Genomic DNA, 17078 nt, shown 5'->3' with positions numbered 1-17078 from the left:
TTAAGCGCTTGCAGCCGTCAGAATTCGGCGGCAGGCTGCTCTTCCCAGCCCATAGAACCGCAACCTTTACACCAAAGCCGCCGCCAAAGCCAACCCGGAGGGCCTATTCGGTTCCGTGGCGCGAGCCGGAAAGAACTCGATTTTTCAACCGCTGCGGCGCGCAGATGGTTCCTGCTTGCTCAAATCGGCGGCACTTGCGGTCGCCGTCGTGGCTGCTTCGATGCGTTTCCAGGCCCGATCGCGCACGCCGGAATCGCCGGTGGCGACATCAAGCGCGGCGTCGGGGGCGGCCATGCGCCCACTGAGCGGGACCGGTCCGCAGACGATCATGAAGAAGTCGTAGGCGTTGGGCCGTTCGTTGGCCATCACGAACTGGAAATGCACGCGAAAGAACTGCCAGCGAAATTTTTCGTAGTGTTCGGGCCGGATGATGTCACGGAAGCGGACCGGCACGATCTTCGGGTTGCGCCTTAAGGCGCCGACGTCGATGCCGTGGCTCGTGATCGGATCGAATTGGTAGAAGTTCATCACGTCCTTGCGGGCCTGGCAGTCGATCCAGTCGATCGACGGCTCGATCGCGAGCTGCCGCAGATGGTCGCGGAATGGCTTCGATACCGCGTGATAGCCGACGATCGGGAAATTGCCGCCGATCGTCAGCAGCACGATCCGCGGACCGTGACGGCCGAGCGCAGGATCGAGCTTCAGCGCGCGCGCCAGCATTTCCGTCGACAGGAACGATCCGGAGCTATGGCCGACGATGACGATTTCTTCGGCGTCGCTGCTCTTGGCTGTCTTGACCAGATGCTGCGCGAAGCGGTCGATGCGCTCATCCCATTCGGGGCGCTCGCGGTGCGAGAACTCCCAGGTCCAGATCGTGTCGCACAGGAGATAGAGCACGTAAGTGGCATTCTCGGTGTATTTCAGCACGGTCCCGAGCAGCGCCACGAAGATGGCGGTTGCGGCCGCGATGCTGAACGCGTCGGAAATGCCGATGGCGTTCAGGCCCTTCTCGAAAACGAAGGCGATGGCGGCGGCACACGCGGCCTCGAGCAGCAGCATCAAATGCGGGTAGGTGATGAAGGTCGCGAAACGCCAGTTCGCCTTGCCGAAACGGCCGATGGTGCCGGCGAAGACCAGGCGCCAGTAGATCCACACCGCGCTGAAGACGGTGCGCCAGATCGGCGACGCCAGATCCTGCTGGATGAAGTCCTCGAACCGGAGGAAATCGTAGGCGGTGCGGGTCTGCCAGTCCTCTGCCTTGGTATCGATGGTCCAGGACGCGATCTCGTCGTCGGATGCGACCTTGGGCCGGCTGATGGTGGCCTGGAGCTGGTAAAGCCGGCTGAATTTGCGCAGCTCGGTCCGGAACATGCGGTAATATTGCGCCAGCCCGCGCGGATCGTAGCCCTGTATATAGATGATATGGCGGTGCTGAACGCGCACGTACTGTCCCCGGATGATGGCCGACTATAACAGGCTGGGCAGGGCGCCAAGAACTAATAAGGCGACTAATAAGGCGACTAATCAGGCCACCAAATTGGGCGGTATTCGGCGTTTCGAGTGGGGCGGGGCCGATATTCCCGCCGGCCGGATCACTGCACGTCGAGCGGCTCGTTCCCGGTGACCTGGCCGTTGGCATCGGTGGTAATCTTGTCGACGCGGGCCTCGGCCTGCCGCAGCAGTTCTTCGCAGCGGCGCTTCAGCGCCTCGCCGCGCTCATAGATCGCAACCGATTCTTCGAGCGGCACCTTGCCGTCCTCCAGCCGTTTCACGATCGATTCGAGCTCCTCGATCGCACGCTCGAACGAGAGTTTTTTGACGTCCATTTGGGTATTTTCGGCCATATAGAGTTCCCGAATGCGCCCTAAGAGCGCAGAATCAAAACTATAGCGTTTTCGAGCGAAGTGGGTACCGGTTCGCGTGAAGAAAACGCGTCAAAACAAAGGTTTTAGGGGCCTATTGTGGCGGGGATTTACCCGCCCATCAATGCAGTGACATGCGCCGCAACCGACTCCTTCAACCCCTGCAGGTCGTAGCCGCCCTCCAGCACCGAGACAAGGCGGCCACCTGCGCTTGCTTCAGCCTGCTCCATCAGCTTGCGCGTGACCCAGCCGAAATCATCGGCCTTCAGATTGATTGAGGCCAGCGGATCGCGGTAATGCGCGTCGAAGCCGGCGGAGACGATGATCAGTTCCGGCGAGAATTTCTGCAATTGCGGCAGGATCAGGTTTTCGAACGCGGAGCGAAACTTGGCGCTGCCGTCTTCGGAAGCCAGCGGCGCATTGACGATGGTGTCGTGCTCGCCGCGCTCGCCGCTGGCGCCGGTACCCGGAAACAGCGGCATCTGATGCGTCGAGCAATACATCACGGTCGGATCGTGCCAGAAGATGTCCTGGGTGCCGTTGCCGTGATGGACGTCGAAATCGACGATCGCCGCACGGCCGATGCCGTATGTGCGCTGGGCGTGACGCGCGGCAATGGCGACATTGTCGAAGAAGCAGAAGCCCATCGGCTTCGAGACCTCGGCATGATGGCCGGGCGGGCGGACGGCAACGAACGCATTTGGATGGGCGCCGGACATGACCGCGTCGGTCGCGGCGACCGCGCCGCCGACGCCGCGCATGACAGCTTCCCAGGTGCCCGGCGACATCGAGGTGTCGCCGTCGATATAGATCATGCCGCTTTGCGGGGCGATGTGCCGGAGCTCGCCGATATAATGCTCGCCATGGCACAGCGTGACGGAATCCAGACTGCCTTCCGGCGCCTCGCTGCGCGTCAGCGGCTTGAAGCGGTCTTCTCCAAGCACCTCGGCGACCGCGCGCAGCCGGTCGGGACGCTCCGGATGCCCGGGGGGCGTGACATGGTCGAGACAGGCGGTGTGCGTCAGAAGGAGCGTCATGCAAAATCCTGGCGTTAAGGCGCGCGCCGGCAAGGGATCGGCTAATCTAGGCGGTCAGGGGCCGCTCGGAAAGGCCTACGGCCTTTCCGTTCAGTTGACCCTGACGATGCGATCGGCGGCGGTTGGACCGATCGGGCTGTTGGTCAGAAAATAGCTGTTCAGCGCGTCAACGTCGTAGATGCCGGTCTGCGGCGCGGTTCCCTGGGCGAGCACGGTAAAACCGTCGCCGCCGACAAACAGGAAGTTGTTGACGGTGACACGATAGCTCGCGGCGGGATCGACCGGTTGTCCGTTCAGCGACATGCGTTCCGCTAGCACGCGTTCGCCGTCCGGCTTCGATCCGTCCCATGCATAGCTGAAGCCTTTGGAGACCTGCAGGATCCTTGGCCGCTTCGGATCGAGCCATTGCTGCTCCAGCATGTCCTTGATCTGTTTTCCCGTCAGCGTGATCGTCACCAGTTGGTTGCGGAACGGCTGGCTGGCGAACAGGTCGGCATAGGTCACCCCGCCGTTCTCCTTGTGCGCCACGTCGGCGCGCACGCCGCCGGGATTGGTGAAGGCGATGACCGCGCCGCCTTTCGCCTCGCTGCTGGTCGCGGCGAGTTGCGCGTCGGCGATGATGTCGCCGAGCGGACTTTCGCCGGCGGTGTTGGGCACGCGCGACAGCGTTGCCGTCACCGAACCGGCCGGGCGGCTCCCGATCGGCGCGGCCAGCCTGTCGTAGGATTCGATCAGCGCGGTTTGCCGGACGTCCTTCGCGAGCGTTGCTGATCGAACGATGGTGTTGTCGGCTTTGGCGCTGACGACATCGCGGGTCGTCGGATCAAGCTTGAGGTCGATCGCAGTGACGAGCGTGCCGTATTTGTCGCCTGACGTGACGAGCCGGCCGTCGATCTCGCAGACATAGGCGCGGTGGGTGTGGCCGGAGACCACGACGTCCACCGCGCGATCGAACTTCTTGACGATGTCGACGATCGGGCCCGAAACGCCAGGGCATTCGTTGTAGTCGCCCGTCGGCAATCCGCCTTCATGGATCAGGACGACGATGGCCTCGACGCCGCGCGCCTTCAGTTCCGGGATCAGCGCATTCACCGTACCGGCTTCGTCGCGGAATTCGAGGTCGGCAATGCCAACCGGCGAGACGAGGCCAGGGGTGCCCTTCAAGGTCAGGCCGATGAAGGCGACCGGGACGCCGTCGAACTGCCTGATGTCGTAGGCGGGAAACACCGTCTTGCCGCTGCTCTTCTCGAACGTGCTGGCGGCGAGATAGCGGAATCTCGCGCCCGTAAACGGGTGCGGCCCCTGGCATTGGTCGAGCGGATGGCAGCCGCCATGCTGCATGCGCAGCAATTCCTCCTTGCCCTCGTCGAATTCGTGATTGCCGACCGAGGAAATATCCAGTCCCATCATCGACAGCGCCTCGACCGTCGGCTCGTCATGGAACATCGCCGACAGAAACGGGCTGGCGCCGATCAAATCGCCGGCCGCGACGAAGATCGTGTTCTTGTGGCCTTCGCGGAGCTGGCTGACCAGCGTCGCCATGTGCTCGGCGCCGCCGGCAGGGATGGCGATTTTCTTCGTCCTTTCCTCGGGATCGGTGATCGTGATCCCGCCCGGCGGCGGGCGCAGGTAGCCGTGAAAATCATTGATCGCGAGAATGCGCAGATCAATCGGGGCGGCGGTTTGGGCGAGCGATGATGCGGCAAGCGCCATCATGATCGCGAATGCGGGAAGGATCGGGCGAAGGGGAATTCTCATGGCGTTGACATAGCAGATGACTATTTCAGCGTCATTGCGAGAAGCGCAGCGACGAAGCAATCCATTCTTTCTTGATGCGGCGCGATGGATTGCTTCGCTTCGCTCGCAATGACGGTGAGGAGAATGCGTCCTTACCCCTTCTTCCGCGCAAAGAACGCCTGGAACGACGCCACCGCTTCCTTCGAGTGCATCCGTTCGCCGAACAGATGGCTCTCCTGGTCGATCCGCCGCGTCATGTCCTCCGGCGGCAGCTTCAGCAGTTTTCGCGAGATCGCGACCGCTTCGGCCGGCAACGCGCAGATCTCGCGGGCCACCTTGCGCGCCTCGGCTTCGGTGTGTCCGGGCGCCACCACCACGTTGACGAAGCCCGCTTCACGCGCCTCGTCGGCGGAAAACTTGCGCCCCATCACGAGCATGGCGAAGGCGCGCTGGTGGCCCATGGTGCGCGGCATCAACAGGCTGGAGGCGCCTTCCGGCACCAGTCCGAGATTGATGAACGGCGTCGAAAAGGTAGCGGTCGTGCTGGCGAGCACATAGTCGCAATGAAACAGCATCGTGGTGCCGATGCCGATTGCGACGCCGTCGACGGCGGCGATGATCGGCTTGACGTTGTGCGCCAGCGAATAAAGCAGTTTTACGGCGTTGGAGGCGCCGCGCGGCGCATCGGTATTCGAGGTGCTCTCTTTAAGAAAATCCTCGAGATCGTTGCCGGCGGTAAACACGCCCGAACCGCCGGTTATGATGATGCAGCGGATATCGGGGTTGTTCTGCGCCCTGTCGATCGCATCGCTCATCCCGCGATACATCTCCTGGGTGAACGCGTTCTTTTTCTCCGGCCGCCGCAGCTTGATCACGCGCGTCGCATCTTCGTCCGACACAATGAGGTGTTCGGTCATGAACTTGCCCCTAAAAGCGGGCGGCGACGGTGCCGCTGGTCAATCATCCACATACATCCTACATGATCCGGCAAAAGCCCCAACAACTCCCTGCGGTTTTTCAGGGGATGTGACTACGAGGATAACGCATGCAGCTAGGCGGAATTCATCATTTGACCGCGATCTCGGCGAAGCCGCGGGAGAACTTGGCCTTTTACACCGGCCTGCTGGGCATGCGGCTGGTCAAGAAGACCGTCAACCAGGACGACGTCAGCGCCTATCACCTGTTCTACGCCGACGGCAAAGCCAATCCCGGCACCGATCTCACCTTCTTCGATTTTCCCGCCGCGCCCGAGCGGCGCGGAACCAATTCGATCTCGCGCACCGGCCTGCGCGTCGCGGGCGAGAAGAGCCTCGGCTACTGGCGGGATCGCCTTAAGAAGGCCGGCACCGCGGCCCGCGATATCGTCGAAGTCGACGGCCGGCTGACGCTGCCGTTCGAGGACGGCGAGGGCCAGCGGCTGGTGCTGGTCGACGACGGCGGCGCTGGCGCAGCCTCGCCGTGGGAACGCAGCCCGGTGCCGGCAGAGCACCAGATCCGCGGCCTCGGTCCGATCGTGCTGACCGTGCAGGAGCTGTCGCGCACCGCCTTCGTGCTGACCGAAGTCATGAACATGCACCGCGTGCGCGACTATGCCGCCCACGGCGCGCAGATTCATGTGTTCGAGATGGGCGAGGCAAAGGGACAGAGTAGCCCCGCCGCCGAACTGCACGTGCTCGAAGACAAGGATTCGCCAATGGCGCGGCAGGGCGCCGGCGGCGTCCACCACGTCGCGTTCCGCACCCCCGACGAGGCGCAGTACCACGCCTGGACGCAGCGCCTGAACGAGCTTCGCGTCCCCAACAGCGGCGAGATTGACCGCTTCTACTTCCGCAGCCTCTATTTCCGCGAGCCCAACGGAATATTGTTCGAGATCGCCACCGATGGACCAGGATTTGCGACGGATGAACCGATGGAGACGCTGGGTGAGAGGTTGGCGCTGCCGCCGTTCCTGGAGCCGCGAAGGGCGGCGATCGAGGCAGGGCTGAAGCCGATTACGTAGGAGGCGCAGTCTCGTAGAGTGGGCAAAGCGCAGCGGGCCCACCATCCCGGGCGGGAGTGTCAATTGTGGGCACGGCGCGGTGCGCCTTTGCCCACCCTACGATTTCCAAAGCCGATTTCGAAGAATCCGTGCCGCCTGTTGTAGCGCCGGATGTGTATCGTAATATCAATCCATACACATCACAACGGAGCGCTGGCCGTGCGCACCAATATCGAGATCGACGACGCGCTGATGGCGGAAGCGCAGAAAGCCTCCGGACAGCAAACCAAGAAGAAGACGGTGGAGCAGGCACTCCGTTTGATGATCAGGCTGCGGGGTCAGCAGGAGGTCGGCGGGGCGTTCGGCAAATACCGCTGGCGCGGCAACCTCGCCCGCAGTCGCAGGGGACGAGGGGCCGGGTGATCGTCGTCGACAGCAGCGTCTGGATCGACTTCCTCAACGGCCGCAACCAGCCGCACGTCCGGCGGCTCCGTGCGCTACTCGGAAGAGATCGTCGTGGGCGACTGATGCTTTGCGAGGTGCTGCAAGGCCTCGACAGCGAGCGGGCGGGGAGGTCGAGGGTCTGCTGCGCCGCTTCGAGATCGTGCCGATGGCCGGCGACGCGATCGCCGTCGCCGCCGCCCGCAATTTCCGCTCCTTGCGCCGGCGCGGCATCACGGTTCGCAAGACCATGGATCTCTTGATCGGTACCTGGTGCATCGAGAACCGCAAGGCGTTGCTCCACAACGACGGTGATTTCCGGCCCATGGCGCGGTATTTGGGGCTGATCGAAATGCTGGCGCAGGTGTGAATGCCGGTGAAGATGCGATACGCTAGTTAAGTGGACTGGACTGCAATTTCTGATGCTGCAAACGTGAAGCTCACCTTGGGCGATTATGCGTGTTGCAATCATAACAAATGTTGTGCGCACAGTGGGGCGTGATGAGCGGTCCTACTTCGGCGTTGTCGAAGGGGGCATTGGCTGACCCCTCCTTGTTCGCGGCAATAGCTTTATCGTATGCTCCAGGCTCAGACAGCTTATCGATTTCGGCATCTAGATAATCGATGTGTGCCTTCTTGATGGCCTCCATTTCGTTCGCTAGCCGTCAGATCTCTCATCATGTCGAGCACAGCGCTGCCAAATTCTGCTATTTCAAGCAACGTCAGTGGTTGATATTTTATAGACTTGGCGCGCCCGTCGTAAGGGCTGGGCGCTATGGACGTGACTTTGAAGATCGCAGCGGGAATATCAGACTTGAAGGCGCTGTGGTATGCAAGCCTATCCCGAATGTCCTTGAGTGCGCGAAGCCTGCTGTTGAGCTTATCCCATTTCGGCTTGAGATGAGCGTACAGGTCCTCGTGGGGAAACAGCTCGGAGATGATATTCAACCAAGTACCGAAGTTGATGATCGAGTACATCACTACACCGGCCTTTTGAATGGAGTTTGAGAGGAGCAAGGACGCTACGGCGACCATAATCTCCTCAAGCGCCGCCCACGACGAAAGCGCTCTGCCGACTTGCGTGAAAAGAGCCTGTCTGCGGCGGTCTTAGCGCCAGCCTCCGCGTCCTCGGCCTCGAACTGAGCTCTCTTGCCGGGTTTGTCGTCAGTGTCTGAATCGTCCAATATTTTGTTTCGAATGAGCCGGAAAGCCTTGACGTAAGCATCGAATTTCGCCTCTTCGAGCTTAAGCAGCTTGAATCGAAGCTTGCGCTTTAGTTCACGGATGTGCGGCATGGTGCTCAGGTGGGTTTGAGGATCGCATCAATAGCGATGTGCATTTGCCCGATTATTGTTTCCTCGGCGCCGAACATCAGACCACAAAAAATAAGGTGATGTAGCGCGGCATCGGACATGTCCTGACCATCGTCGAACACAGCACGCTTGTCGTCGAAGAGGTCTGCGAAATGAGAAAACACTCCCAGCGAGTTTGGGTGACAGACTTCCGACAGTTCATCGTACACGGCGCGAATGTTGGGATGGTCCACGTTCATCTTGTCGATCGCGGTTAGGATATTGCGAGCTCGAACTTCTTCGCCGAGTTCTTCGATGTCCTTCGGGCGGCGTGAGGCGAATACCTTCGGAAAAACCAGCGTGTCGATCTCGTCAACATCGCGGGCTTCCAGCAGGGGCAGCATCTGCCGGTTAAATCCCCACAACACTGCAGCGTCTTCCAGCAATGCCCGGGAACAAAGCGCAGCGACCAGCGGCCGACCCTGCCTGATCTCGCGCGCGCCACTCTCCAACAAAGACAATCCGCGTCGTATGTGGCCTTGCAGAAAAATGCTGACCCAACGACAACAGAAGCCAATGTGTGTCGGTTCGTCGGTAGGGATAACCGTAACCTTACGGGCCTTAAGTTTGACGACAGCGGTATTGACGGCCTGCGCCCATTGGATGGGCGTGCCGTGGGGCAGCTTATCTACGTCAAACAGGGCCGCATGATTCCCAACCTTCGAAAGCAGGGTTATACTCCTGGTTGAGATAAGCGATGGCAAAGCAATGGCAAAAGGGATTTGCCGCGGACTGATGAGAAAATTACACAAAGCTTATCAGTTGACCGACGTATTCCATAACATTCGTACCCGGAGTCCCGCCAAGCGACTGGTGCCGCTCATGCCAGTAGAGGCGGAAGCAATTTTGCGGCTACCTTGACAGCGCAAAGTCATTCTCCTGCGCCCTTGGGGCTTGCTTGCAAACAGCAATTTCTCCCGCCAATTCAACGTGATTTGCCCCGTCCAGCCCCTCGCGCAAAAACAATTCGCTTCTCGGCCACCCCAAATCAGCACTAAGACTCCCGCCGTCTCATCCCTCACGAGGGGCGGATCGCGATCGTCACGGACGCGGGGTGGGATGCGGTGGACGCAGCAGCGTCGGGCGCGTGAAGGTGTTCGCAGGGCGGTTATCCGTGAGCGAGCACGGCGCGCAGGACGTACGGCGCTGAAGCGTACGGCAAAACCGTGTGGTCCTGGCATCCGTGGCTGATGCCAAGCTGCCGGTGGTGACTTCGATCCAACCGGATCGATTTCGCCATCAAGCCGGCAGCGATGGAGGCAAGACGAATTCGTCTCCAGGGAGAGCGCGGCATAAGCCGTCAAACCATTGCGCAGGGAATGCCGGAGTGCTCCGGCTGTACCTGTATGCTCGTGTGCGCAACTCTCTACACCATTGCACACGAGACCGCGGGTGCAGCAAGCACCCGGCATTCCCTGCTCCCTCTGTTTGAGGGGAAAGCTTCATGCAAACCTCGGGCGCATCGCGCCGCGAGAAGGTGAGGTCATGTTTACGAACGTTGACGCAAACGAATTCGCTATGCCCGGCAAAGAGCCGCGCCAGCGTGAGGTAGCTTGCGATGCCTCAGGCTTCGTTCTTCGGAACGTATTTTCCGAGCACGCATTTGTAGCGCTGCAATCGCCATTCGCGATACGGCCCCTTGGCGAGCCAGTCGGCAATTCCGATCTGCGCGTTGACCGCGCAGGCGCTCATGGTGATGCCGGACTGGTCACTGGTGGTGACGACTTTCTCCAGACAGAGCTGGCTATTGCAGAGAACGGCGACGAGAGTGACGAGCATGGTGACCTTCGTTGATAAGGAATATCCAGTTCGTTCAGCCGATGCAGGGTTCATGCCAACATTGGTGCACGCCGTTTTTTTGGACGCCCCTTAGGCGAATTGCCCGGCAAAATACACTCTTCCGTAGCCGTGCTTTTTTGCGCGGGACGGATACCGGCAACGCCGGGGAATGCGAACTGCACTGAGAGTAGGGGCGGGCGTGGACGATTCGCAAAGCGTAGAACTACGGGACCGCGCCGGAATGGCCATGACTGTCTTAACGTTGCAACAGTTTCTGATTGCCACGCTTGCGCATTTCAGACTCAATCCGGACATTGCGCCGTGTTGGTTTCGCGCGCCCCGTGCAGAGCGGTTCCCTCCCGACAGCAGGATGAGACATTCGTGCAACAACCTTCGTCCGAAATTCCGGAAGGCGCATCGTTAAGAAGCTACCGCGTGCTTGTGCAGATATAATCGCGTCGACGAATCCAAAAGGAGTTTTCGATGGCGAAGTTTGCGATTGGCGAGCAAGTCGAAAACGTGGCCAACGACCACGAGTCGGGCACGGTTGTCGCGGTGTTTCCGACCGTTGACGGAAGCTTCAGGTATGCCGTCGACACCGAAGGTTACGGCACACTCCAGTTCTTCGCCGAGGAGAAGCTGGCTTTTGCCGTTACGAGGCAGGGGGCCACATGACAGGCCGCGCAACCACGCAAGCGATCTCCGCGACCGAACCGGCGGAAGGCGACAGCGATGCTGTGCGCATCAGGCATCAGCTTGACGCCTGGGCCAATGCCTCAAATCGCACGCCTCGATTGGTGGCGACACCGGTGGACATCGGCGTTGAATCATCTGGCGAGGCGCCCTTGCCGGCGACGAAACGCAGCCGCGCCTCGCCGGCATCCAGTCGCACCAAGGCAGCCAAGGGACCCAGGAAGGCAGCCAAGACAACCAGGGCCAAGACGATCGAGGCCAAGACGATCGAAGCCAAGACAACCGGGGCCGACAGCGAGCCAGAGGCGCCCGACGTGTCGCTCGAACCGCTGGTGGTTTCCACGGCACCCGCCGTGCCGGAGGCTGCTCCCGCCGCGCCGGAACGCGCACGCACCAGCAGGGCCTTTGCCCTTGTGGCAGCGCTCGCGCTGGCGGCGGTTGCTGCCTATTTTTCAGTCGCGGGCATGGCCGAGATATTTCCCGGCGCGCCGGTTGCCGTCATGGTGCTCGCCGCCACGATGGAAGCCGGCAAGCTCGTGATCGCCGGATGGCTGGCCGCGCATTGGCGCCGGACCAACTGGAAGATGCGCGTCGTTATGGTGACCCTGGTTGCCGGCCTTGCGCTGATCAACGCCGCCGGCGTGTTCGGCAAGCTGGTCGAGGCGCATGTCAGCGTTGCGGCCTCGTCGCGTTCTGGCGTCACCGAGCGCATCGAGGCGCTCGACGCCCGCGTCGCCGCGCAATCGGCTGCCGTTGCCGACCTGGACAGCCGCATTGCGCAAATCGACCGGGCGGTGGACGAATCCACGCGGCGCGGCCGGGTGACGCGGGCCATCAACATCGCGACGCAACAGCGCCTGATGCGGGACGGGTTGGATACGCAGCGGCAGGCGGCAACCGCAACGCTGGTCGATCTGCAGGCGCAACGCGCGGCGCTGGCCGGCGAACGTTCCCGCATCGAGGCGTCCGCAGGCCCGATCCAGTATCTTGCGATGATGGTCGGCGCCGCGCCCGAGGCCGCCGTTCGATGGCTGATATTGTTGATGGTGCTCTGCTGCGATCCCGCCGCGATCGCCTTGACGGTCGCGGCGGCTGGTTCGCGAGCTAGAGACTCGAGGTAGGAGCCGACCGCTGTAGCCATCCTCCAAGCTGGTGATGGCTGCATTAACGACGAGATGAACCATCGGCCGAAGCACCATCAGCAACGACTCGCCTGTGGCGCATATTCGGCGTATAAGTGTCTCCCATGAGTTGGGATGCGAAAGACGTAGCACTGCTCAAAGAACTCTGGGCCGCGGGCTACAGTGCCGGTCAGATCGCAAGTCGGCTGGGCCATAGCCGCAACGCTGTGAGCGCCAAGCTGAAGCGCATGGGCCACAAGCGGGGTCACAAGCCACCAACGGCCAACCCCAGGATCGTGGCCGCGCCGACGCGAAAGCCGGCGCTCGCGGCAGCCTGCGCCCGGCCGGTGGATCGGGTGGTGTCTACGCAGAAGCCGGTCGCGAAGCAGACCAGGGAATTCACCAAGCGTGAGCTTTACGCCATGCTGGCCAATGCGGTCAGGAATACAGGCTGACTCTGACTGCTGCGCACTCGAGAGGATTGCGGTTGCAGCCATCCCGCCATGGGCGGGAAGGGCGTGCTCGGACCGCTTACATGGTCCTGCCTTTGGACAGTTTTGCGGTTTTCGCGCCTTTGGACAATTTTACGGTTCGCGCGCGTTTGGCCGCGCTATGGTCGCCTCGAGCAGCCAGCCGCTTGCCCTTCTTGACAGTCGCTTCCGCTACGCGAGTTTTGATTTTGGCTTCCGCCACTTGCGTTTTCGCTCCGCCGCGGCGAGAGGCGTATTCCTTTCCATCGATCGGCGCGACGTGCGGCGGATCCCTATCGAGGTAGGGGCGCCCGATTCCGAACTCCTTGCCGCGTTCGTCGATCCATTTCCAGAGCTTTTCGGTGGAGACCCATCGCTGCGCCCGGGTCGCGCCCTTGACGCTCACGATATCGGCCGCAAGCCCGCGGCCATATCCGCCACGGGAACTCCCGCCATGGTAGGACCTATCGGTTGCAGCCTTCAGCCCGGTTGCGATCGACTGACGGTAGTCATCGCGGAACGCGCTGGTGATGCCGGGCGACAGCCCGGCCTGCTCCGCCGCGTGGAGCGTATGAAAGAGCTTTAGCTTGAAAGTGCGATCCATGCCTCCGATCACGTAGTCCATCATCGTCATGCCGGCTTTTTCCGCCGCCTTCGGGTCCTTCCAGCCAAACTCCTCGTCGACACGCCTGGTGAAGGTCCTGGTGACGGTCACCGTCTTGCCCTTCCTCCTGATCGTCACTTTCCTCTGCTCATGCACCTTGATGGCGTCGATCTTGGGCGCCCGTTCGTAGAGCGTCCACAGGTACCGGTCGATGCAGATCTCCGCGACCAGGCATTCCTCGTTGATTTCGATGATGCTCACGGCCGGCACGGCAGTGTCGGGCGCCGTTGTGACTTCCTCGAGTGGAATCACCTGCGAGGAATCGGTTAACGAGGCGACGACAAGAGGTTTCGGCTCATCCAGGCTAGCCGTCGTGTCGGCGGCTTTCTCCGGCGCGGAATCAGGCGTGCTCGCCTGCGCACCTTCGGCGGATGGTCCTTCGGGCGGGAACACCTGCGACGAATCCGGCAGCGCGGCGACGACAAAAGGTTTCGGCTCATCCAGGCTTGCCGTCGTGTCGGTGGCTTTCTGTGGCGTGGCTTCGGCGGCCGTTGCCGTCTCAACATCGCCGATGGCGGCGCTCGCGACGACGGTCGCCGGCGGTACGACCGTGGGCTCGGTGCTTGCGACGAGAGATGGTTCGTGGCGTGCCACGATTGACTTCGCGCCGGCGTTCTCGATGGAAGCGCCGATATGCTCGGTCGAAGCCGAGCCGAAGCCTGCGAGCCAGGCGAGAACACAACTTGCGAGAGCCAAGCTCGCGAAAGCGTTGATTCGGCGTTGCGCCTTGGTCGCCAATCGCCATGGGTCCATGATCAGGCCTCCCCAGGCTCCGCATGAGCCCATTACACAGCCAAGCACGCGACGACGCTCATTGTTCGCACTGCGAAATGAATGCGCAACGGCCGGAGACTACGGGATCGGCGATTTTTTTAAAGATGTTGCTTCAATGTCACGGGCGATGCATGGAACTTGCTGTGCCATTCTGCGACGTGTGTGCGCTGGACAACAGAAGATCGGGCTGGTGGGCCATTCGACAGGAGCCGTGGCTTCGATTGCGTGAGGCGCGTCACCATGTCCCGCACGAAATGGTGCTGCAATGTGCGCGAAACCGTTTTTCGAAGCCCGCGAAGACAGCGCGAAACGGAGGCCTGATATGAAGTCCCCCGATCAAACAACGGGGTGCGATCATGTGTTACTTCTCAGCGTGCTTTACCGCGAATATTGCCGGGCACGGATGGCTGAAATCCGCAGATGCAACTTCGGAAGGACCGCGTGACGCGTAATGGCGCTCGCGTGGGATAAGACAATGCGTGACGAGTTTGCCTCCAATGCGTTCCTTGCGGTTACCGTCGCCGGCCTTTTCCTGCTCGGTTCTGGCTTGCTCGCCCTGGCGTTTAGCTGAACGGGCTTTTCCAAGTCGATATGCGCCGATTTGGATTTGGGAAAATCTTAGCAATGACAGAGTCCGATTTGGACAAATTGTGGACTGTTGTTCCCGTTGGTGAAGCCAATTGCACGACCTATGCCGATGGGCGGCGTAGTGCGTTTGCACTACCGCTAGATGCGCCGCCATGGTCTGTCACCCCAGCAACACCGCATCCGCGCCGTTCACGGCATCGGCCGAGTCGGTCACGGTCTTCTCCAGCGATCCCGCCTGCACGGTGATGTTCTCGGCAAAGAACCGCGCCACCGTCACGTAGCGCTGCGGATCGCCGGCCTCCCCATTGCTTTTGGCGGCCAGCGCTTCGCCGGCCAGCATGCAGCCGCCGAGCGTGGAGCCGAACAGTCGCAAATATGGCGTGGCGCCCGCCAGCGCATCGTTCGGCGCGGATGCCACGCGTTCCAGCAGCCACTTGCTCGCGCGTTCGAGCGAGCCGAGCGCGTCGCGCAGCTTGGCGCCGGTGGTGCCAAAGGCGGGATCGTTCGAGGCTTCGACCTGCTTGACGATGCCGCCCAGCTCATCGAGCAGCGCCCACACCGACGCGCCGCCGTTCGCCGCGAGCTTGCGCGTCACGAGGTCGATCGACTGGATGCCGTTGGTGCCCTCATAGATCGAGGTGATGCGCGCGTCGCGGTAATGCTGCGCGGCGCCGGTTTCCTCGATGAAGCCCATGCCGCCGTGGATCTGCACGCCGAGATACGCCACCTCGTTGCCGATATCGGTGGAGAAGGCCTTTGCAATCGGCGTCAGCAGCGCGCCGCGCGCGGCGGCATCGGCCCGCACCTTGGCATCCTTGGCGCGGATGGAAACATCGAGCGCGACCGCGGTGGCATAGCAGATCGAGCGCGCCGCGGCCGTCATGGCGCGCATCTGCAGCAGCATCCGCTTGACGTCGGGATGCACGATGATGGGATCGAGCCCGTCGCCTTGTCTGCCGACGGCGCGGCCCTGCTTGCGTTCCTGGGCAAAGGCCAGCGCCTGCTGGTAGGCGCGGTCGGCAATGCCGACGCCTTCCAGCCCGACGCCGAGGCGAGCCTGGTTCATCATCGTGAACATGCAGAGCATGCCGCGATTTTCCTCGCCGATCAGGTAGCCGATCGCGCCGCCGTGATCGCCCATCGTCATGGTGCAGGTGGGGGAGGCGTGCATGCCGAGCTTGTGCTCGACGCCGGATGGAAAGATGTCGTTGCGCGCGCCGAGCGAGCCGTCGGCGTTGACCATGAATTTCGGAATCAGGAACAGCGAAATCCCCTTGGTGCCCGCAGGCGCGTCGGGCAGCCGGGCCAGCACGAAATGCACGATGTTGTCGGTCATGTCGTGGTCGCCATAGGTGATGAAGATTTTGGTGCCCTTGATGCGATAGGTGCCGTCGTCAGCGCGCTCGGCGCGGGTGCGCAGCGCGCCGACGTCGGAGCCTGCCTGCGGCTCGGTGAGCTGCATCGTGCCGGTCCATTCGCCGGACACGAGTTTTTCCAGATAGATATTCTTCAGCTCGTCACTGCCGTGGGCGTCCAGCGCCTCGATCGCCGAGAGCGTGAGCAGGGGGCAAAGGCCGAAGGCGATGTTCGACGCGCTCCAGATTTCGGTGCAGGCCGCATTGATCGCCATCGGCAGGCCCTGGCCGCCAAAAGCTTCCGGGCCCGACACCGCGTTCCACCCGGCCGCGATCCAGCGCTGATAGGCATCGGGCCAGCCGGGCGCGGTCGTCACCTTGTTGTCGGCGAGCTTGATGCCGTGTTCGTCACCCACCCGGTTCAGCGGGGCGAGCACGTCGCCGGCGAATTTGCCGGCTTCCTCCAGCACGACGGCGGTGATGTCGCCGTCGAAGTCGCCGTAATGGCCGGCCTTCACGGCCGCCTGCAGACCTGCGCCGTGGTTGAGCGCGAGCAGGATGTCGGAGATCGGCGCGCGGTAAGTCATGACGATAATCTCGCTTCTGGGGTAATAAACTGCCGCCGTCTTCCCACGAAACCGGGGTTCTCTCAACTCTCCACCGGCGGTATTCGCGCCGGGCCGCGAAACCGGCCGCGGATCTTCGCGTAGCCGGCCCTAATCCCTAATATAAAGGCTCACGCTTCCGGGAGCGGATTTCGGGTGAAATTCGAGATTCCAGCCTGTTGAAATGGCGTGGCTCCCTCTATAGACCGGCGGTGTCGGAAAAGGTCGCGCTGGTCGATCCCATGTTCCGGCCCGGACTGTTGGGGCGTAGCCAAGCGGTAAGGCAGCGGATTTTGATTCCGCCATTCGGAGGTTCGATCCCTCCCGCCCCAGCCAGACACTCCCTCGACCTAAGATTGTGGCCAATTTATGCGCGAAACACCTGCAATTGCTGGGGATTTTGCATATCGCATCTGGTCTCCAAAAATCCAAAGTCAGCAACTTTGGCGAGAATCTCCCGAAAGTCTCCAGCCCCGACCGCAGAAATTCCCGTTTCGTCGGAGACTTGTTGCGGAGACAAATTTCGATCCCACTGCGCGATAGGGCTGACAGGTAAATCACCTTTGCCCATCCTAGGACGCGCACGGGCCTCCTGTTTGGCTCCCGCAGGATCGCTCGCGCT

16 protein-coding genes and 1 tRNA gene are annotated in these 17078 nt (G+C 61.8%); 7 read left to right on the top strand and 10 right to left on the bottom strand.

Going from position 1 to position 17078, the window contains the following annotated elements; all coding sequences use genetic code 11:
* Nucleotides 1-144: 144 nt before the first annotated feature.
* From V1288_RS02415 to V1288_RS02395, 5 genes are all read right to left on the bottom strand, one after another.
* On the bottom strand, nt 145-1443 hold the full coding sequence (locus tag V1288_RS02415; RefSeq protein ID WP_334355558.1) for a hypothetical protein: 1299 nt from the start codon (nt 1441-1443) through the stop codon (nt 145-147).
* 149 nt (nt 1444-1592) lie between these two features.
* Nucleotides 1593-1844 (bottom strand): exodeoxyribonuclease VII small subunit, encoded by a 252-nt coding sequence (locus V1288_RS02410; RefSeq protein WP_334355557.1) that lies wholly within the window; start codon nt 1842-1844, stop codon nt 1593-1595.
* Between the two features lie 128 nt (nt 1845-1972).
* Nucleotides 1973-2899, bottom strand: a complete 927-nt coding sequence (locus V1288_RS02405; RefSeq protein WP_334355556.1) for a histone deacetylase family protein — start codon at nt 2897-2899, stop codon at nt 1973-1975.
* A 90-nt stretch (nt 2900-2989) separates the two neighbouring features.
* Nucleotides 2990-4657 (bottom strand): bifunctional metallophosphatase/5'-nucleotidase, encoded by a 1668-nt coding sequence (locus V1288_RS02400; RefSeq protein WP_334355555.1) that lies wholly within the window; start codon nt 4655-4657, stop codon nt 2990-2992.
* 131 nt (nt 4658-4788) lie between these two features.
* Nucleotides 4789-5553, bottom strand: a complete 765-nt coding sequence (locus V1288_RS02395) for a crotonase/enoyl-CoA hydratase family protein (protein WP_334355554.1) — start codon at nt 5551-5553, stop codon at nt 4789-4791.
* Between the two features lie 128 nt (nt 5554-5681).
* Between V1288_RS02395 and V1288_RS02390 the strand changes: the two genes are divergently transcribed.
* The 3 genes from V1288_RS02390 to vapC all read left to right on the top strand — a co-directional run bounded on the left by V1288_RS02390 (nt 5682) and on the right by vapC (nt 7425).
* Nucleotides 5682-6635 carry a ring-cleaving dioxygenase gene (locus V1288_RS02390; protein ID WP_334355553.1) on the top strand — a complete coding sequence of 318 codons (954 nt, stop codon included), beginning with the start codon at nt 5682-5684 and terminating at the stop codon, nt 6633-6635.
* Nucleotides 6636-6833: 198 nt separating this feature from the next.
* Nucleotides 6834-7037: a type II toxin-antitoxin system VapB family antitoxin gene (locus tag V1288_RS02385; RefSeq protein WP_334355552.1), complete on the top strand. Its 204-nt coding sequence runs from the start codon at nt 6834-6836 to the stop codon at nt 7035-7037.
* A 109-nt stretch (nt 7038-7146) separates the two neighbouring features.
* The gene (vapC, locus tag V1288_RS02380; RefSeq protein ID WP_442893904.1) at nt 7147-7425 is read left to right on the top strand and encodes a type II toxin-antitoxin system VapC family toxin; all 279 of its coding nucleotides are present in this window, start codon (nt 7147-7149) and stop codon (nt 7423-7425) included.
* A 227-nt stretch (nt 7426-7652) separates the two neighbouring features.
* On the opposite strand, the gene V1288_RS02375 is transcribed toward vapC, so the two are convergent.
* The 3 genes from V1288_RS02375 to V1288_RS02365 form a co-directional block, all read right to left on the bottom strand.
* The gene (locus V1288_RS02375; protein WP_334355550.1) at nt 7653-8090 is read right to left on the bottom strand and encodes a hypothetical protein; all 438 of its coding nucleotides are present in this window, start codon (nt 8088-8090) and stop codon (nt 7653-7655) included.
* A 265-nt stretch (nt 8091-8355) separates the two neighbouring features.
* Entirely contained in the window at nt 8356-9159 is an 804-nt protein-coding gene (locus V1288_RS02370; RefSeq protein WP_334355549.1) for a hypothetical protein, read from the bottom strand.
* An 811-nt stretch (nt 9160-9970) separates the two neighbouring features.
* The gene (locus tag V1288_RS02365; RefSeq protein ID WP_213289303.1) at nt 9971-10186 is read right to left on the bottom strand and encodes a hypothetical protein; all 216 of its coding nucleotides are present in this window, start codon (nt 10184-10186) and stop codon (nt 9971-9973) included.
* A 483-nt stretch (nt 10187-10669) separates the two neighbouring features.
* Between V1288_RS02365 and V1288_RS02360 the strand changes: the two genes are divergently transcribed.
* From V1288_RS02360 to V1288_RS02350, 3 genes are all read left to right on the top strand, one after another.
* Nucleotides 10670-10861: a hypothetical protein gene (locus V1288_RS02360; RefSeq protein WP_334355548.1), complete on the top strand. Its 192-nt coding sequence runs from the start codon at nt 10670-10672 to the stop codon at nt 10859-10861.
* Entirely contained in the window at nt 10858-12000 is a 1143-nt protein-coding gene (locus V1288_RS02355; protein ID WP_334355547.1) for a hypothetical protein, read from the top strand. The genes V1288_RS02360 and V1288_RS02355 overlap by 4 nt, the downstream gene beginning before the upstream one ends.
* A 125-nt stretch (nt 12001-12125) precedes the next feature.
* The gene (locus V1288_RS02350) at nt 12126-12455 is read left to right on the top strand and encodes a GcrA family cell cycle regulator (protein ID WP_334355546.1); all 330 of its coding nucleotides are present in this window, start codon (nt 12126-12128) and stop codon (nt 12453-12455) included.
* Between the two features lie 76 nt (nt 12456-12531).
* Here the strand turns inward: V1288_RS02350 and V1288_RS02345 are convergent, their stop codons facing one another.
* Together V1288_RS02345 and V1288_RS02340 are read right to left on the bottom strand one after the other, a co-directional pair.
* Nucleotides 12532-13887: a hypothetical protein gene (locus V1288_RS02345; protein ID WP_334355545.1), complete on the bottom strand. Its 1356-nt coding sequence runs from the start codon at nt 13885-13887 to the stop codon at nt 12532-12534.
* Nucleotides 13888-14656: 769 nt separating this feature from the next.
* Nucleotides 14657-16438 (bottom strand): acyl-CoA dehydrogenase, encoded by a 1782-nt coding sequence (locus V1288_RS02340; RefSeq protein WP_334355544.1) that lies wholly within the window; start codon nt 16436-16438, stop codon nt 14657-14659.
* Between the two features lie 279 nt (nt 16439-16717).
* On the opposite strand from V1288_RS02340, the gene V1288_RS02335 reads away from it, so the two are divergent.
* Nucleotides 16718-16792, top strand: a tRNA-Gln gene (locus tag V1288_RS02335).
* Nucleotides 16793-17078 lie beyond the last annotated feature (286 nt).

Source organism: Bradyrhizobium sp. AZCC 2176, assembly GCF_036924645.1.
Classification (GTDB): domain Bacteria; phylum Pseudomonadota; class Alphaproteobacteria; order Rhizobiales; family Xanthobacteraceae; genus Bradyrhizobium.
Note: the sequence above shows the minus strand (reverse complement) of the source record. Positions and strands in the feature narration are given on the sequence as shown.

What these genes read in the sequence shown, in the direction of transcription:
- V1288_RS02345 (WP_334355545.1), bottom strand. Translation starts at nt 13,887, where the DNA reads ATGGACCCATGGCGATTGGCGACCAAGGCGCAACGCCGAATCAACGCT.
- V1288_RS02355 (WP_334355547.1), top strand. Translation starts at nt 10,858, where the DNA reads ATGACAGGCCGCGCAACCACGCAAGCGATCTCCGCGACCGAACCGGCG.
- V1288_RS02405 (WP_334355556.1), bottom strand. Translation starts at nt 2,899, where the DNA reads ATGACGCTCCTTCTGACGCACACCGCCTGTCTCGACCATGTCACGCCC.
- V1288_RS02395 (WP_334355554.1), bottom strand. Translation starts at nt 5,553, where the DNA reads ATGACCGAACACCTCATTGTGTCGGACGAAGATGCGACGCGCGTGATC.
- V1288_RS02360 (WP_334355548.1), top strand. Translation starts at nt 10,670, where the DNA reads ATGGCGAAGTTTGCGATTGGCGAGCAAGTCGAAAACGTGGCCAACGAC.
- V1288_RS02340 (WP_334355544.1), bottom strand. Translation starts at nt 16,438, where the DNA reads ATGACTTACCGCGCGCCGATCTCCGACATCCTGCTCGCGCTCAACCAC.
- V1288_RS02390 (WP_334355553.1), top strand. Translation starts at nt 5,682, where the DNA reads ATGCAGCTAGGCGGAATTCATCATTTGACCGCGATCTCGGCGAAGCCG.
- V1288_RS02365 (WP_213289303.1), bottom strand. Translation starts at nt 10,186, where the DNA reads ATGCTCGTCACTCTCGTCGCCGTTCTCTGCAATAGCCAGCTCTGTCTG.
- V1288_RS02350 (WP_334355546.1), top strand. Translation starts at nt 12,126, where the DNA reads ATGAGTTGGGATGCGAAAGACGTAGCACTGCTCAAAGAACTCTGGGCC.
- V1288_RS02375 (WP_334355550.1), bottom strand. Translation starts at nt 8,090, where the DNA reads ATGGTCGCCGTAGCGTCCTTGCTCCTCTCAAACTCCATTCAAAAGGCC.
- V1288_RS02400 (WP_334355555.1), bottom strand. Translation starts at nt 4,657, where the DNA reads ATGAGAATTCCCCTTCGCCCGATCCTTCCCGCATTCGCGATCATGATG.
- V1288_RS02410 (WP_334355557.1), bottom strand. Translation starts at nt 1,844, where the DNA reads ATGGCCGAAAATACCCAAATGGACGTCAAAAAACTCTCGTTCGAGCGT.